The organism is Dactylosporangium sp. CA-152071 (assembly GCF_050936335.1).
Classification (GTDB): Bacteria; Actinomycetota; Actinomycetes; order Mycobacteriales; family Micromonosporaceae; genus Dactylosporangium; species Dactylosporangium maewongense.
The window spans coordinates 7437508-7453660 of sequence record NZ_JBNJMZ010000001.1; the positions used below are offsets into that span (position 1 = coordinate 7437508).

General features: G+C 71.5%; 12 protein-coding genes. 5 read left to right on the forward strand and 7 right to left on the reverse strand.

Going from position 1 to position 16153, the window contains the following annotated elements:
* The first annotated feature begins 16 nt into the window (after positions 1-16).
* Positions 17-1609 carry a glycoside hydrolase family 13 protein gene (locus ACQEVZ_RS33475; protein WP_433373881.1) on the forward strand — a complete coding sequence of 531 codons (1593 nt, stop codon included), beginning with the start codon at positions 17-19 and terminating at the stop codon, positions 1607-1609.
* Between the two features lie 1382 nt (positions 1610-2991).
* Here the strand turns inward: ACQEVZ_RS33475 and ACQEVZ_RS33480 are convergent.
* Positions 2992-3780: a hypothetical protein gene (locus tag ACQEVZ_RS33480; RefSeq protein ID WP_344515621.1), complete on the reverse strand. Its 789-nt coding sequence runs from the start codon at positions 3778-3780 to the stop codon at positions 2992-2994.
* A gap of 183 nt (positions 3781-3963) precedes the next feature.
* Between ACQEVZ_RS33480 and ACQEVZ_RS33485 the strand changes: the two genes are divergently transcribed.
* Positions 3964-5604, forward strand: coding sequence for an alpha-amylase family protein (locus ACQEVZ_RS33485; RefSeq protein WP_433373884.1), 1641 nt, complete (start codon positions 3964-3966; stop codon positions 5602-5604).
* 3 nt (positions 5605-5607) lie between these two features.
* On the opposite strand, the gene ACQEVZ_RS33490 is transcribed toward ACQEVZ_RS33485, so the two are convergent.
* A complete protein-coding gene (locus ACQEVZ_RS33490; RefSeq protein WP_433373887.1) occupies positions 5608-6600 on the reverse strand; it encodes a sigma-70 family RNA polymerase sigma factor in 993 nt (330 codons plus the stop codon).
* Between the two features lie 28 nt (positions 6601-6628).
* On the opposite strand from ACQEVZ_RS33490, the gene ACQEVZ_RS33495 reads away from it, so the two are divergent.
* Positions 6629-7417, forward strand: a complete 789-nt coding sequence (locus ACQEVZ_RS33495; RefSeq protein WP_433373890.1) for an alpha/beta fold hydrolase — start codon at positions 6629-6631, stop codon at positions 7415-7417.
* A gap of 3 nt (positions 7418-7420) precedes the next feature.
* On the opposite strand, the gene ACQEVZ_RS33500 is transcribed toward ACQEVZ_RS33495, so the two are convergent.
* Positions 7421-9163, reverse strand: coding sequence for a putative bifunctional diguanylate cyclase/phosphodiesterase (locus ACQEVZ_RS33500; protein ID WP_433373893.1), 1743 nt, complete (start codon positions 9161-9163; stop codon positions 7421-7423).
* A 56-nt stretch (positions 9164-9219) separates the two neighbouring features.
* A complete protein-coding gene (locus ACQEVZ_RS33505; RefSeq protein ID WP_344515630.1) occupies positions 9220-9669 on the reverse strand; it encodes a MarR family winged helix-turn-helix transcriptional regulator in 450 nt (149 codons plus the stop codon).
* Positions 9670-9713: 44 nt separating this feature from the next.
* Here ACQEVZ_RS33505 and ACQEVZ_RS33510 point away from each other — a divergent pair, with 44 nt between their 5' ends.
* Positions 9714-10073: a hypothetical protein gene (locus tag ACQEVZ_RS33510; RefSeq protein ID WP_354905515.1), complete on the forward strand. Its 360-nt coding sequence runs from the start codon at positions 9714-9716 to the stop codon at positions 10071-10073.
* Here ACQEVZ_RS33510 and ACQEVZ_RS33515 read toward each other — a convergent pair.
* The 3 genes from ACQEVZ_RS33515 to ACQEVZ_RS33525 are packed head-to-tail and all read right to left on the reverse strand — an operon-like array spanning position 10063 to position 13511.
* Positions 10063-11178: a geranylgeranyl reductase family protein gene (locus tag ACQEVZ_RS33515; RefSeq protein WP_433373898.1), complete on the reverse strand. Its 1116-nt coding sequence runs from the start codon at positions 11176-11178 to the stop codon at positions 10063-10065. The two genes, ACQEVZ_RS33510 and ACQEVZ_RS33515, sit on opposite strands and share 11 nt — an antisense overlap.
* A 9-nt stretch (positions 11179-11187) precedes the next feature.
* The gene (locus ACQEVZ_RS33520; RefSeq protein WP_344515636.1) at positions 11188-12267 is read right to left on the reverse strand and encodes an EscU/YscU/HrcU family type III secretion system export apparatus switch protein; all 1080 of its coding nucleotides are present in this window, start codon (positions 12265-12267) and stop codon (positions 11188-11190) included.
* On the reverse strand, positions 12267-13511 hold the full coding sequence (locus ACQEVZ_RS33525; protein WP_433373902.1) for an EAL and HDOD domain-containing protein: 1245 nt from the start codon (positions 13509-13511) through the stop codon (positions 12267-12269). Before ACQEVZ_RS33525 ends, ACQEVZ_RS33520 begins: the two co-directional genes overlap by 1 nt.
* 105 nt (positions 13512-13616) lie before the next feature.
* Here ACQEVZ_RS33525 and flhA point away from each other — a divergent pair, with 105 nt between their 5' ends.
* Positions 13617-15662, forward strand: coding sequence for a flagellar biosynthesis protein FlhA (gene flhA / locus ACQEVZ_RS33530; RefSeq protein ID WP_433373905.1), 2046 nt, complete (start codon positions 13617-13619; stop codon positions 15660-15662).
* Positions 15663-16153 lie beyond the last annotated feature (491 nt).

The window sequence follows — 16153 nt, forward strand, 5'->3', positions numbered from 1 at the left end:
AGAAAGCAGGTTCCACGTGGCCGACCAACACCACCAGGCTTGGTGGCGCAGCGCCGCTATCTACCAGGTCTACTTGCGTAGTTTCGCCGACGGCAACGGCGACGGCGTCGGCGACCTGGCGGGCCTGCGATCCAGACTGCCGTACCTGGCGGGCCTCGGGGTCGACGCGATCTGGATCGTGCCGTGGTACCCGTCCCCGCTCGCCGACGGCGGCTACGACGTCGCCGACTTCCGCGCCATCGACCCGATCTTCGGCACCCTCGCGGAGGCCGAGAAGCTGATCGAGGAGGCGCACGCCGCGGGCATCCGGGTCATCTGCGACATCGTGCCCAACCACTGCTCCGACGCTCACGCCTGGTTCCAGAAGGCCCTCGCGTCCTCGCCCGGCTCGCCCGAGCGTGACCTCTTCTGGTTCCGCAAGGGGCGCGGCCCGGAAGGCGAGCAGCCGCCGACCGACCTGCAGTCCATCTTCGGCGGCCCCGCCTGGACCCGCGTCCCCGACGGCGAGTGGTACCTGCACCTCTTCGCCTCCGAGCAGCCCGACTTCAACTGGGACCACCCGGCGGTCCGGGACGAGTTCGAGGACATCGTCCGCTTCTGGCTCGACCGGGGCATCGACGGCATCCGTATCGACTCGGCCGCCGTCCTCATCAAGGACCCCCTCGTCAGCGACAAGTACGAGGACAACGAGGGCATCCACGACGTCTACCAGGCGTGGCGGCGCATCTCCGACACCTACACGCCGCCGCGCGCCCTCATCGGCGAGGTGTGGCTGCCCGACCACGAGGCCTTCGCCCGCTACCTGGCCCCCAACGAGCTGCACACCGCCTTCAACTTCGCGTTCCTCAACGCGCCGTGGGAGGCCGACAAGCTCCGCTACGAGATCGACATGACCCTCGAGGTGCACGCGCCGGTCTCCGCCCCCGCCACCTGGGTCCTGTCCAACCACGACGTCACCCGCGAGGTCACGCGCTTCGGCCGCGAGTCGACCAACTTCTCCTTCGCCGAGAAGCGCTACAACGTGCCCTCCGACCTCGCGCTGGGCAGCCGCCGCGCCCGCGCCGCCGCGCTGCTCATCATGTCGCTGCCCGGCGCGGTCTACCTGTACCAGGGCGAGGAGCTGGGCCTGGAGGAGGTCGAGGACCTCGACGACGCCCTCCGCGAGGACCCGATGTACCACCGCTCCGGCGGCACCAACCCCGGCCGCGACGGCTGCCGGGTGCCGCTGCCCTGGTCCGGTGACTCGGCCCCCTTCGGCTTCAGCCCCGCCGACACCGCCGGCCAGCCGTGGCTGCCGCAGCCGGCCGCCTGGGCGTCGAAGACCGTCGCCGCGCAGGAGGGCGTCGAGGGTTCGTTCCTCGAGCTGTACCGCGAGGCCCTGCGCATCCGGCGCGCCGAGCCCTCCCTCGGCGACGGCCCCATGCGGTGGCTCGACTCCGCGCCCGACGTCCTCGCCTTCGCCCGCGACGACACCTTCGCCAACGTCACCAACCTCGGCACGGCGCCGGCCCAGCTGCCGCCGCACCGCGAGGTGCTCGTCAGCAGCGTGCCGCTCAACGCCGACGGCACACTCCCCGTGGACGCCTCAGCCTGGCTGCGGCTGTCCTGACCCACGCAGCACCCGCAGACGCCGTCTGGAACCTGGCGCTGGGCCCGGCCGCCACCGAGCCCAGCGCCAGCCGGACCCGACGGCCCACATGCCCCGGGCGGTCGCACAAGTTGGCGGGTGCGACCGCCCGGCCGTAATTCCCCCCGCTGTGCTTCCGCCCCACCGCTGCCGCGGCAGGTCCCGGCGCGGATTCTCACCCGACCGCTCGCACGGCGGGTCCCGGCCGGGATTCTCATCCGCACCCCCAGTGCGCCGCTCCGCGGCGCACTGCCCGAGCCGAGACGCGAGCCAGGCCAAGCGCCGCATCCGCGCCGCATCCGGTGGTCGCCCACCCCGCCCACGGACCGCAGCGTGCGGGCACACCCAAGCCGACGCCGTTCACCACACGATCGAAGGACAGCCCTGGCCACCCACACTGCCAGATCCGTCTTTGGATCATGCGGTAGAACGCACATCGCAGCGCCGCCGCCGATCTCGGGCACTCGATCAAGTGCGGTCGCGGCCACCGCACGACCAAATCCGTCCTTGGACCAACTGGTCCGGCGCACATCACGGCAGCACCGCTGTCGCCGGGCCTCGTGCACTTGATCGAAGGACAGCCCTGGCCACCCGCACGACCGGATCCGTTCTTGGATCATGCGGTCGGGTGCACATCGCAGCGTCGCCGTCGGTCTCGCTCGATCAAGTGCGGTCGCGGCCACCGCACGACCAAATCCGTCCTTGGATCAGCTGGTCCGGCGCACATCACGGCAGCACCGCTGTTGCCGGCCCTCGAGTGCTTGATCGAAGGACGGCCCTGGCCACCCACACCGCCAGATCCGTCCTTGGATCAGCCGGTCCGGTGTGCGTCGCAGCTGCGTGATCGCCGGCTGCTCGGGGGTGTCCAGGCAGCGCGGGGTGGTGTGGTGCTGCGGCCGGGATCGCGTCGGCCTCGCCGGCTGCCTTCCCGGTTATGTCCGCGGCGCGGACATAACCGAAATTTCGGTTATGTCGGGGAGCGGAGCGAGTCGACATAACCGGGGTGGCAGGGGCTGCCGGGCCGTTGGGGATCTGAGCTGCGGGCGGGTGGGGTGGCGGAGGGCTTGGTCGCTTCGTGAACGGTCTATTTCCAATACTTAACTGTTAACGGCGTGGCGGGGTCGAGGGTTAACTGTTAAGCGGGGGACAGATCTTCCGGTCGATCGTGGGCCGCCATTAACGTCGTTGGCAAGGAAAACGACTTCCTTGTGGAGGCGGCACATGCGTTCCACCCTTACCGTCGCGGCGACATCCCAGCCGTTCAGATGGTGACGCCGGTAATGTCCGGGAACAGAGGCGGGGCGCTGGTCACACCGGCGCCCCGTTGTTCCCAGCTGCCCAAGACGATCTGAGCAGCAGGAACTTCAGTCCCAGTCCCATCGGAACCCGTAACGACCCGGGCCGTAGTCCAGTGCGATCGCGTGGACTGAATTGCCCACATCGACCTCGTTAGGGGTCACCTGTTCGGTCTGGCCGTCCATCTGCTGGAACTGATAGACGGCCCGCGGCAGCGCTGCCGGGTCGAAACACACCTCGAGCACGTATTCACGCACTGGAAGCCGAAACTTGCGCTCATAATTGGTCGCGGTCGGAAACGGCGGATAATTATGTAGCGCATGTTCGGTGATGACCGTCTCTCCCTTGGCGAGCGGGCGGTCGAAGAGCAGCTCCGCCAGGAGAAACGCGCTTTCCACGTGCTCGACCACCCGGCCCAGGCGGCAGTTGCGGACCGCGGTGATCAGCGGGAGCGGGTGCTCCAGCTCGTCGAGGCGCACGATCACGACATACCGGTCGGGACCGTCGGCCTCGGCCCGTAACACCTGCCGGACGAGGAACGAGACCTCCTCGCGCTCCGGCCCGACGTTGACCCGGTCGTGCTGACTGAGCCGGGTCAGCCGCTCGTCCCAGCGGGTGTCGACACCCTGCGCCAGGTCGGTGATGAGGTCCTGCTCGGACCAGAACGCACCCAGGCCGGGTGCCTCCTGGCTCTTGTGCAGGTGCCGGCCGCGCGGGCGCGGCGGCCCCACGAGGGCGGCCAGGGACCCCGGCTCGACCTCCAGGATCTTCTCGAGCTCGGCGAGGGCGGCCAGGGACTCACGCCGCTCGGGACGGCTGCGTCCGGTCTGCCAGTAACTCAACGTGGCGAGACTCACTGAATATCCCTCGGCGCGAAGCCGCTCCTGGATGCGTTCCAGTCCCAGGCCCCGTGCCTGGATGGCGTCACGTAGCGCGCCGGCGAAGTCGACCATCAGCCCCCCGGGAGCCATCCTCGCGGTCGGGACGGGGGCACGCAAGCGCGCGTTTGCGTGAAGCCCGATTCGGTAACCCCGGACCACATGGGCGAGCGCTGGTACACCGAGAGTGTCATCTATTGCCTGGACGTCGAGACGTTCCAGGACTCCGACGGCGATGGCATCGGCGACTTTCAAGGTCTCATCAGCCGCCTCGACTACCTGACCAGGCTCGGGATCAATTGCCTGTGGCTGCATCCGATCCATCCGACACCCGGCAAGGACGACGGGTACGACGCCACGGACTTCTACAACGTCGATCCCCGGCTCGGCACGCTGGGCGACTTCGCCGAATTGCTGCACGAGGCGGCGAACCGCGGGATCAAGGTCATCATCGATCTGGTGGTGAATCACACGTCGGACGAGCACCCGTGGTTCCAGTCGGCGGTCGCGTCGAAGGACTCGCCGTACCGCGACTGGTTCGTGTGGGCCGACACCGAGCCGTCCGACCGCTACCAGGGGATGGTGTTCCCCGGCGAGCAGAAGGAGACGTGGACGTACCACCGCAAGGCCCGCGCCTGGTACTACCACCGCTTCTACGACTTCCAGCCGGACCTCAACTTCGCCAACCCGCTGGTGCGGGCCGAGGTGAAGAAGATCCTGGCCTTCTGGATCCAGCTCGGCGTCGCGGGGTTCCGCATGGATGCGGTGCCGTTCATCATCGAGCTGACGGAGCCCGGGGTCCCCGAAAGCCCGATGGACTTCGACTACCTCAGCGAGCTGCGGCAGCACATCCAGTGGCGGCGCGGCGACGCGGTCCTGCTCGCCGAGGCGAACGTGGAGCCGGAGAAGCTGCCGGAGTACTTCGGCGACTCCGGCGGCTCGGGCAACCGCATCCACATGCTGTTCGACTTCATGCTCAACGGCCGCCTCGTCCTCGCGCTGGCCCGGCAGCACCCGGAGCCGGTCATCGAGTGGCTGCGGACCACGCCGAAGCTGCCGCCGGGCGGGCAGTGGGCGACGTTCCTGCGCAACCACGACGAGATCGACCTGTCCCGGCTCACCGCCGAGCAGCGCGAGGACGTGTTCGCGCAGTTCGGCCCCGATGAGGACATGCGGCTGTACGACCGGGGCATCCGCCGCCGTCTCGCGCCCATGCTCGGCAACGACCGGAGCCGCCTGGAGCTGGCCTACTCGCTGCAGTTCACGCTGCGGGGCACCCCGGTGCTGCGGTACGGCGAGGAGATCGGCATGGGGGAGGACCTGACCCAGACCGGCCGGTACGCCATCCGCACCCCCATGCAGTGGTCGTTCGCGAAGAACGGAGGGTTCAGCGACGCCGAGCCCATCCGCCCGGTCATCAGCAAGGGCGAGTGGGGCTACGAGAAGGTCAACGTCACCGCCCAGCGGCACGACGACCGGTCGCTGCTGGCGTGGTTCGAGCGGATGATCCGCACCCTCCGGGAGATTCCGGAGGTCGGCGGCGGCGTGTGTACGTGCGTCGACCGGCAGCTGCCGCCGGGGGTCCTCGCCCACCGGGCCGACGGGCCGACCGGCTCGGTGCTGTTCCTGCACAACCTGGGCACCGAGGACGCCGTCGTCGACCTCGGCGACCTCGCCAAGGAGACGCACCTGCCCAACGACGTCTTCGCCGACCGGGAGTACGACCCGGCCGGCGACTTCACCGCGCTGCGGCTGGCCGGCTACGGGTACCGCTGGATCCGCCTGCGCCGCGGCAGCGCGTGACGGTCACTGCGTCAACGGCAGCCCGAGGCGGTCGAAGTGCTCCTCGCCGATGAACGACGTGATCGCGCTGATCCGCTCGCCGCGCAGGGTCAGCACGCTGACCGACCAGGCACGGTGCGGGCCCGTGCCGCCGTCGTGCAGGTAGCAGGCGACGGCGGGCTGGGCGTTCGCCGTCGCCGGCAGGTGCCGCCATGAGCCGCAGCGCTTCAGCGGCAGCTCGGCGGCGAACTCGATCGCGGCCTTCCCGCGGTACCAGTGCGGCAGTGGCGGCATCGACCAGGTCACGTCCTGCGTCACCAGCGCGACGAGGCCGGCCGTGTCGCCGCGCTCCATCGCCGTCGCGTAGCGGGTGACGAGCTCCCGGACCCGCGCGTCGCCGACGTCGCGCAGGGTCCGCTGCTGGGTCGGCGCCGGCACGCGCTCCGCGACGAGCCGGCGGGCCCGGGCCAGCGCCGAGTTCACCGACGTGGGCGTGGTCCGCATCATCGCGGCGATCTCGGCGGCGGAGAAGCCCAGCACGTCGAAGAGCAGCAACGCCGCCCGCTGGTTGCCCGGCAGGTGCTGCAGGGCCGCGACGAACGCCAGCTCGACGGTCTCGCGCCGCTCATAGACGGCCTCCGGGTAGGGCTCCAGCCACGCCACCTCGGTCAGCGGGGCGGGCGCGAGCTCGACGCGTTCGCTGGCCGGCCCCAGGTCCATCGGCAGCGCCCGCCGCCCCCGGGCCGCGGCGAGGTCCAGGCAGGTGCGGGTGGCGACGGTGTAGAGCCACGCCCGCAGCGACCCCTGCTCCTTGACCGCGCCGATCCCGCGCCACGCCCGCAGCAGCGCGTCCTGCAGCGCGTCGTCGGCGTCGTGGACCGAGCCCAGCATCCGGTAGCAGTGCGCGTGCAGCTGCGCCCGCAGCGGCTCGACCAGTCTCGTGAACTCGTCGGCGGGATCGCGACGATTCTGCGCCCCGGCGCCGGTCTCACTGTCGACCGATGTTCCGACTGACATTTTCCACCGCCCTTGTCTGGAGGAGTTCATGAACCACACGCTGCGCGTGCCCGACGCCACCCTGTATTACGAGGTGCGCGGCCGGGGTCCGCTGCTGGTGCTCGCCGGCGCCCCGATGGGCACCAGGTTCCTCGCGCCGCTGGCCGACCTGCTCGCCGCCGACCATACCGTCCTCACGACCGACCCTCGAGGCGTCGGCGGCAGCGTCCCCGACGACCCGGACGCGGACTCGACCCCGCAGCTGCGCGCGGCCGACCTGGCCGCGCTGATCGCCCACCTGGACGCCGGTCCCGCCGCCGTCTTCGGCACGAGCGGCGGCGCCGTCACCGGGCTGGCGCTGGCGCAGTCGCATCCCAGTGTGATGCACACGCTTGTCGCCCACGAGCCGCCGGTGACGGAGCTCCTGCCCGACGCCGCCGGGCAGCGGGTGGCGATCGAGGACATCATCGCCACCTACGCGTCCGGCGACGTGCCCGGCGCCTGGATGAAGTTCCTGGTCAACGCCAACATCCCGATGGACCCCTCGGCCGCGCCGCCCCCGCCGGACGCCCAGCAGGAGGCCGACGAGCGGTTCTGGTTCCTGCACGAGATGCGCGGCACCACCCTGTTCCAGCCGGATCTCGCCGCGCTGCGTTCGTCCGGTGTACGGATCGTCGTCGCCGTCGGGGAGGACTCCACCGGTCAGATCTGTGACCGGACGTCGGCCGCCCTGGCCACGGAGCTGGGCACGGACCGCGCCGTGTTCCCGGGCGGGCACATCGCCTTCGTGGAGGACCCGGCCACCTTCGCGCCCCGTCTGCGCGAGGTCCTGAAGTAGGCCTCAGCGGGAGGGGATCTCGCCGGCGGTCACGGGGCGGCCGAAGTGCCAGCCCTGGCCGAGGTCGCAGCCCAGCGACGCGAGGCGGCCGGCCTGGTCGGCCGTCTCGATGCCTTCGGCGGTGACGGTCATCTGCAGGGTGTGCGCCAGGCGGATGACCGTCTCCACGATCTGCTCGTCGACGTGGTCGCTGGCCAGGGAGCGGATGCCGGCCATGAAGGCGCCGGCGAGCTTCAGGCCGTGGACCGGGAGGTGGCGCAGGTAGGCGAGGTTGGAGTAGCCGATGCCGAAGTCGTCGATGACGATGCGCACGCCCAGGTCGGCGATGGTGCGCAGGGTCTGGATGGGCTGGCCGGTCGACTGCATGAGGACGGTCTCGGTCAGCTCCAGCTGCAGGTTGGCCGGGGAGAGGCCCGTGTCGGCGAGGGCGTGGCGCACGTCGTCGAGCAGCCGGGGGTCGGTGCACTGGCGCGGGGAGACGTTGACGCTGATGAGCAGCGGCGTGTCGGGGTGCGAGCGCTGCCAGTCGGCAGCCACGCGGCACGACTCGCGCAGGACCCAGCGGCCCAGCGGATGGATCATGCCGGACTGCTCGGCGACGGGGATGAACGTGTTGGGCGAGACGGTGCCGAGGTCCGGGTGGCGCCAGCGCAGCAGCGCCTCGGCGCCGCGCAGCCGGTTGTCGGCGAGGGCCACGAGCGGCTGGTAGACCAGCTCGAACTCGCCGCGGTCCAGGGCACCCGCGAGGCGGCCGGTCAGCCCGTACCGCAGGACCTGCTGCGCGTTGCGCTTGGCGTCGAAGAGCGCGTAACGGGCGCGGCCCTCCTCCTTCGCCAGGTAGAGCGTGGCGTCCGCGGCGCGCAGCAGCTCGTCGGGGTCGGCGCCGTGGCAGGGCTGCTCGACGATGCCGATGCTGGCCGACACGGACAGCTCGTGGCTGTCGAGGCGGACGGGCTTGCTCAGCTCGGCCAGCATCGCCTCGGCCAGCTCGGTCAGCTGGCCGGGGCCGGTGCTGTGGCGCACGACCACCACGAACTCGTCGCCGCCGACCCGGGCCACGAAGTGGCCGGCGCCGTTGACGCAGGCCCGGAGCCGGTCGGCCAGGGCGACGAGGAGCCGGTCGCCGGAGCCGTGGCCGAGGGTGTCGTTGACGGTCTTGAACTCGTCGAGGTCCAGGAAGCAGACGCCGATCCGGTCGCGCCCGCCGGCCTCACCGAGCGTGTCGGTGAGGTGCCGGTAGAGCAGGACCCGGTTGGGCAGCCCGGTCAGCGGGTCGTGGTGCGCCTGGTGGTGCAGCTCCAGCTGCAGGCTGTGCTCGGCGTCGGTGAGCGCCCTGGCCCAGGCGCGGCGGATGCGCTCCTGGTCGTCGAGGATCCGCTGCCGGCCGGCGCGGGTGAAGCCGGCCGCGACCGCGCCGAGGACCGCGCCGATCCTGTCGTCGTCGGGCTTGACGTCCGCGGCGGCGGGCAGCGAGGCGAGGACGGCGATGGAGTGCTGGAGCGCCTCGGGGCTGGACAGCCCGACATCGATGAGCGCCGCGCCGGCTCCGGCGGCGGGCCGGGGGTCGAACGGGTCGGCGCGCAGCACGCCGGCGAGCAGCGTGACCAGCTGCTCGAAGCGGTCGCGGAGCGTCTCGGCGCCCACGTCGAGGAAGCTGGTCCGGCGGACGGCGGCGACCCACCGGTGCGCGAGATCGGACAGCGCAGGCTCGATGAGCGCATCGTCCTGGCCGTCGGCGCCGGTCAACCACATCACCTCTGGCGCGAAGATTACCGTGCGCCGGAGCATTGAAGAATCGACGCTCAGTGCCGTTGTCCGGCCGTTTCGGTGAGGCCCGCGACGAAGCGGGTCAGGAGCTGGGCGAACGTCTCCACCTCCGCGGGCGTCCAACCGGCGGTCGCCGCGGCGAACCTCGCCCGCCGCGCGGCGTGCACCCGCTCGCACAGTGCCAGCCCGGCCGGGGTGCGCACGAGCAGCGACCGGCGGCCGTCGTCCTGGTCGGCCTCCCGCCGCACCCAGCCCGCCTCGACGGCGGCGGCGACGAGCTTGCTCGCGCGGGGCTGCGCCACGTCGAGCGCGGCGGCGACCGCCGTCACCGTCGCGCGGTCGCGCAGCCCCTCGACCGCGTCCACGACGTCGAAGACCGCTGGGTCCACCCCGCTGGCCGGGCCGCTGCGGGCCAGTGCGCGCCGGGTCTGGCTGCGTCGGATCGACACCATCGCGGTCTCGACGGCGGCAAGGGAAGGATGCATAATTTTTGTTATCTACATTCTGGAGGCATGTACAGGTGGAACCCATGAAACCAGAGGACAGGCCGATCGGCTATTGGCTGCGCGAGCTCGACCAGCGGATCGAGGGCGCGTTCGGGGCCGCGCTGGACCGGCAGGGGCTGCGCCGCCGGCACTGGCAGCTGCTCAACGGCCTCGGACCGGAGGATCCGTTGTGGGAAGGGCAGGGGGAGTGCCGGCAGGACCTGGTCCAGCGGGGGTGGATGCGGCAGGACGGCGCGCTCACGGATGACGGCGAGCGGGCGAGGGCGGCGATCGCCGCCGACGTGGCCGCGGTCCGCCGGCGGGTCGCCGAAGGCGTCCCCGACGAGGACTACCTGACCACCGTGCGCACCCTGGCCCGGATGGCGGAGAACCTCAGCGCGTGACCACGTGGCGGGCGATGGCGCCGACCGTGCGCGGGGTCAGCGTGCCGTCGCCGAGGCCGAGCTCGATCAGGTCGTCGAAGACCGCCTGGCGCCGGTCGGCGGCGCGCACCGCGGCGTTGACGATCCACTGCCGGCCGCCGAGCAGCGCCGCCGCCCGCGAGTGCCGCAGGTGCCGCCCGAGCCGGCCGCGCAGCGCCGCGGCGTACCGCTGCCCCGGCGCGTCACCGGACGCCGCCGCACCGGCCAGGGCGCCGGACAGCACCGCGTAGAAGATGCCCTCGCCGGTGAAGGGGTTGATCAGCGACAGCGCGTCGCCCGCGAGCAGCAGCCGGCCCCGGGCCGGCGCCGGGCGGCGCGTCGACAGCGGCAGGTGGTGCGCCCGCAGCCCGGTCGCCGCCGCCGTGTCCACGTCGGGCAGCAGCTCGGCGAGGCGGTCCAGCAGGTGCGCCCGGGAGACCGGCCGGCCGTGCAGCACCTCCCCGTAGCCGATGTTGGCGGTGCCGTCCCCGATCGGGAAGGCCCACGCGTAGGCCGGCCACTCCCGCGACGCGGTCACGATCCGCTGCTCGGCGGGCTGCCCCGCGAAGGGCGCGTAGCCGCGGATGGCGAGCGCCAGGTGGCCGGGGCCGTTCGGCGGCTGCCCGAGCGCCTTGCGCACCGCCGAATACGCGCCGTCGGCGCCGATGACCGCCCGCGCCGAGACCATCCCGTCGACGACCACCCGGTCCGGGCGCTCCTCGATGCGGCGCACGGTGTGGCGGCGCAGCACCGCCCCGGCCGCCACCGCACCGTCCACGATCCGTTCGTCGAGGACCAGCCGGGGGATGGTGTACGCGGGGCGCGCGTGCCTGCGGGCGACCGCCCCACCGGCGGGCCCGACGAGCCGCAGCGACGGCACCGGCGCGAAGCCGTCCTCGACGCCGGTCACGCCGAGCCCGGCGAGCACGTCGAGGGCGTGCGGCGCGACCCCGTCACCGCACGGCTTGTCGCGCGGGAAGCCGGCCTTGTCCAGCAGCAGCACGCTCGCGCCGGCCCGCCGCGCGGCGAGCGCCGCCGCCGCGCCCGCCGGACCGGCACCGACCACCACGACGTCGAAGTCGTCCATGCCAGCACGCTAACGGTGCTCCGGCACCGTGTGCACGCCGGCGGCGGACCCCTTCGACTTGAGCATCATGATGAAGGCGAGCACCCGGGCGACCGCGCCGAAGAACTCCGCCGGGATCTCGTCGCCGATCTCGCACGCGCCGTGCAGCGCCCGGGCGAGCGGCACGTCCTCGACCATCGGCACCCGGTGCTCGGTGGCGACCTCGCGGATCTTCAGCGCGATCACGCCCAGGCCCTTCGCCACCACCCGCGGCGCGCCCTTCGTCGGGTCGTACCGCAGCGCCACCGAGACGTGCGTCGGGTTGACCACCACGACGTCGGCCTTGGGCACGTCGGCCATCATCCGGCTGCGGGCCATCTCGTGCTGCCGCTGCCGGATGTGGCCCTTCACGTGCGGGTCGCCCTCGGACTTCTTGTGCTCCTCCTTGATCTCCTCCTTCGACATCATCAGCTGCTTGTTGACCCGGCGCTTGGCCACGAAGTAGTCGGCGAAGGCGAGCACGAGGCCGGTGACGGCGGCGATCCGGATGACCTTCAGCACCGTGTCGGCGACCAGGCCGATGATCGTCTGCAGCGGCATCGCGGTCGCGCCCAGCAGCGTCGGCACCAGCGTGTGCATCGTGTTGTAGACGACGACGCCGAGGATGATCACCTTCGCCAGGGACTTGACGCTCTCCCACGCCGCCTGGCCGCCGAACGTGCGCTTCAGGCCCTTGAGCGGGTTGAGCTTCTTGAAGTCGGGCTTGAGCTGCTTCGTCGCCGGGCGCAGGCCGCCCTGGGCGGCGGTGCCGACGATCGCGAACACGAACAGGCCCACGGTGATCGGCGCGGCGCAGATCGCGATGTCCGTCATGCCGGTCTTGAGCAGCTCCAGGGCCTTGGCCGGCTCCGGGTCGGTGAACGCCTGCGTGCTCTTGGAGAACAGGTCCTGGGTCCGTGCCATGACGCTGCGGGCCGTCATCGGCAGGAGCATGCTGGCCAGCAGCACCCCACCCCACGCGCCGAGATCCGGCGTGCGGGCCCGGGTGCCCTCGCGCCGCGCCTGCCGTTTCTTCTGCTCGGTAGGCTGCTCGGTCTTCTCACCAGCCATTACCGGCCCAGCGCGCCCTCGATGGTGCGCATCGACCAGCCGACCGCCGCCAGGTACGCCTTCGCCAGGTCCGCCGACGACACCGGCGCGGCGGCGAGGGCGTGCTCGTCGGCCACCTCGTACGCCCGCACGATCGACAGGACCTGGCCGAGCCGGCCGTGCCCGTCGACGAGCGCGTCGGCCACCTCGACCGTCAGCGGCAGCCGGGTGACCAGCTCCGCGACCGGCTCCGAGATGAGCTCGGCGACACCGGCGAGCAGGCCGACGGTGAACGCCGCGTCGCCCTGCAGCCCGAGCCGCTCCGCGACGGTCTGGCACAGCCGGGCCCGGGCCATCGTCGTGGACAGCTGGTCCTCGGTCGCCGACTCCGCCACGTCGCTGACGAGCATCAGCGCCGCCCACTGCCGGATCTTCGCCGAGCCGAGCAGCACGACCGCGTCGCGGACCGACGCCACCTTGCGCGGCAGCCCGGACGCGGCCGAGTTCGTCGCCCGAAGCACGCGGTAGGACAGCGCCGGGTCGCTCTGCACGATCGCCGACACCTTCGCGATGTCGGCGTCCTCCGCGGTGACCGCGCCGAGCAGCTCCAGGCGGCGCAACCGCGACGGTGACAGCGCGACCGCCGTCAGCACCTGGGGGCGGCCCACGGCGTACCCCTGCAGCAGGTCGAACCCGAGCCGCTGCGCCAGCAGGATGTGCTCCTCGATCTCCACCCGCTCCGCGACCAGCTTGATCCCCGGGTAGCGGCGGCAGCGGGCCACCACCTCGACGAGCTCCTCGGGCTCGCGGATGAGCAGGTCCAGCTTCACGTACGAGGCCAGGCCCAGCAGCCGCTCGTGGCCGAGGCCGAACACGAAGTCGTCGAGGGCGATCTCGTACCCCTGCTGCACCAGCCTCGCGGTCCCGGCGAGCACCGCGTCGTCGATCTCGACGGTCTCCAGGATCTCCAGGATCGCGTGGTCCGGGTCGAACGGCAGCGGCAGGTCACCGACGAGGAAGTCGCGGGTCAGGTTGATGAAGCACTTGCGGCCGCCGACGAGCTGCTCCAGGCCGAACTCGGTGAACGCGTTGACGATGACCTGGCTGGTCGCGTACGCGCTGCGCCGGGACGCCTCCACCTCGTCCGCGGCGCCACGGAACAGCAGCTCGTAGCCGACGACGTGCCCGGACCAGTCGTAGAGCGGCTGGCGTCCGATGTGGACGAGCTGCGTCGAGTCGGAAGTGGAGGTCGTTGCGGGCTGCACGCCCCTGACGATCGGCACCCGGCCCTGCAACCAAAGGAAAACCCTCAGAACTACCCGTTCGGCACCGATCAGGTGAACGCGTCACATCGGAAAGACGGGGAGAGCGTGCCCAAACGCCTGTCGCAGTTCATCGTGCCCATCGGCATCGTGCTGATCATCCTCATGATGGTCGTGCCGCTGCCGGCCGTGCTGCTGGACACGCTCATCGCCGCCAACATCACGCTGGCGCTCGTGATCGTGCTGGTCAGCATGTACGTGAAGCGGCCGCTGGAGTTCTCGTCGTTCCCCTCGCTGCTGCTCATCGCGACGCTCTTCCGCCTGTCGCTCAACATCAGCGCGACGCGGCTGGTGCTGACCGAGGGCTTCGCCGGTGACGTCATCGAGGCGTTCGGCCACTTCGTCGTCGGCGGCTCGCTCATCGTCGGCCTCGTCATCTTCCTGATCCTGTTCATCGTCCAGTTCATCGTCATCACCAAGGGCGCGGAGCGCGTCGCCGAGGTCGGCGCCCGCTTCACCCTCGACGCGATGCCCGGCAAGCAGATGGCGATCGACGCCGACCTCAACGCCGGCCTCATCGACGAGGCCACGGCCCGCAAGCGCCGCACCGAGATCACCTCCGAGGCGAGCTTCTACGGCGCGATGGACGGCGCGTCGAAGTTCGTCAAGGGCGACGCGATCGCCGCCATCATCATCACGCTGGTCAACCTCATCGGCGGCTTCGCGATCGGCATGCTGCAGCGCGGGCTGTCGGCGACCGACTCGATCCAGACCTACTCGCTGCTGTCCGTCGGCGACGGCCTCGTCTCGCAGATCCCGGCGCTGCTGCTGTCCGTGGCGACCGGCCTCATCGTGACCCGCTCCGCCAACGACGGCGACATGGGCGCCACGGTCAGCAAGCAGCTCAGCCAGAACCGCCGGGCGCTGCAGATCGGCGGCGGCGCGGCGCTCGCGCTGTGCCTCATCCCCGGGCTGCCGAAGCTGCCCTTCCTGCTCGTCGGCGCGGCGGTGCTGATCATCGCCCAGCGCCTGCCGAAACCCGTCAGCGAGGCCGACCAGCAGGACGCTGCCGCCGCCGAGGCCGAGCCGCCACCGCCGGACCCGACGGAGACGCTGCTGGGGGAGATGCGGGTCGACCCGCTGGAGCTGGCCCTCGCGCCGGACCTCGTCGACCTCGTCGACGCCAGCGGCGGCGACCTCCTGGAGCGGGTCCGGGCCCTGCGCCGCAAGGTCGCCCTGGAGCTCGGCATCGTCATGCCGCCGGTGCGCACCCGCGACGACCTGGAGCTGCCGCTGTCGACGTACGCGGTGCGCATCAGCGGCGTCGAGGTCGGCCGCGGCCAGGCGCCGCCCGGGACGGTCCTGGCGATCGGCGACGGCCTGGACTTCCTGCCCGGCCGGGCCGGCGTCGAGCCCGTCTTCGGCCTGGCCGGCAAGTGGGTGCCGGCCGAGCTGCGCCACCAGGCGGACCTCACCGGCGCGACGGTCGTCGACCGGGCGTCCGTCATCATCACGCACCTGGCGGAGATCGTCCGCTTGCACGCCAGCCGCCTGCTGGGGCGCGAGGACGTCCGCGCGCTCACCGAGATCGTCAAGCGCACGCACCCCGTCGTCGTGGAGGAGCTGACCCCGGCGGCGCTCAGCCTCGGGCAGGTCCAGCGGGTGCTGCAGACCATGCTCGACGAGGGCGTGCCGATCCGCGACCTGGTGCGCATCTTCGAATCCCTGTCGCTGCAGGCGAAGCAGTCCACCGACCCCGACTCGTTGGTCGAGGCGGCGCGGGCGTCACTCGGGCCGGCGATCGCCTCCCGGTACGCCCACGACGGCACCCTCACGGCGATCACGCTCGAGCCGAGGCTGGAGCAGCAGCTGCTGGAATCGCTGCGCCCGACCGACAGCGGACTGCAGCTGCTGATCGACACGGCACGCGCCGAGTCGATGCTCGCCGACCTGACCAGAATCACCGAACTCGGCGAGGAACGGGGCGTCAGTCCCGTCCTCGTCTGCTCACCGCAACTGCGCAACGCTCTGCGGAAACTGGTGCAGATGGCATTGCCGCGTTTACCGGTTCTGTCCTACTCAGAGATCGCCGGGAGTACGCTGCGGATTGAGACTATTGGGGTGGTGAATGGTGCCTACCCGGTTGCTGCTTGAGGGTCGTGACCTCGAAGAGCTGCTCGCGCAGGTCCGCGCGGAGCACGGGCCGGATGCTGTCATCGTCTCTGCCGAAAAAGTGCGCACCGGCGGGGTCGGTGGCCTTTTCGGAACTCAGAAATATGAGCTGACGGTGGAGGTCCCCGATGCCGTTGCGACAACTCAATCATCAGGCCAGGCACCGCGCAAAGGCGACACGCCGAATCGCACACTGAGTATCGAGGATCTGGCCGCGCTGGCGGATGCCGCCGAATCGCAGGGCAGGAATCCGACGTTCGCCGACGCGCTCGCGGATGCGCGGGCCGCCACGCCCCGGCCGCCCGCCGGCGCGCCTGTCCCCGGCGCGGCGCCCGCCGGTGGGCCGCAGCGGCCGCCGGTGCCAGGACCTCCCGGGCCGCCCGGACCTCCAGTGCCTCCAGTGCCTCCAGTGCCTCCAGTGCCTCCAGTGCCTCCTGGGCCTCCTGGGCCTCCTGGGCCTCCTGGGCCTCCTG

What these genes read in the sequence shown, in the direction of transcription:
- ACQEVZ_RS33510 (WP_354905515.1), top strand. Translation starts at nt 9,714, where the DNA reads ATGAAACCAGAGGACAGGCCGATCGGCTATTGGCTGCGCGAGCTCGAC.
- ACQEVZ_RS33520 (WP_344515636.1), bottom strand. Translation starts at nt 12,267, where the DNA reads ATGGCTGGTGAGAAGACCGAGCAGCCTACCGAGCAGAAGAAACGGCAG.
- ACQEVZ_RS33485 (WP_433373884.1), top strand. Translation starts at nt 3,964, where the DNA reads ATGGGCGAGCGCTGGTACACCGAGAGTGTCATCTATTGCCTGGACGTC.
- ACQEVZ_RS33515 (WP_433373898.1), bottom strand. Translation starts at nt 11,178, where the DNA reads ATGGACGACTTCGACGTCGTGGTGGTCGGTGCCGGTCCGGCGGGCGCG.
- ACQEVZ_RS33495 (WP_433373890.1), top strand. Translation starts at nt 6,629, where the DNA reads ATGAACCACACGCTGCGCGTGCCCGACGCCACCCTGTATTACGAGGTG.
- ACQEVZ_RS33505 (WP_344515630.1), bottom strand. Translation starts at nt 9,669, where the DNA reads ATGCATCCTTCCCTTGCCGCCGTCGAGACCGCGATGGTGTCGATCCGA.
- ACQEVZ_RS33490 (WP_433373887.1), bottom strand. Translation starts at nt 6,600, where the DNA reads ATGTCAGTCGGAACATCGGTCGACAGTGAGACCGGCGCCGGGGCGCAG.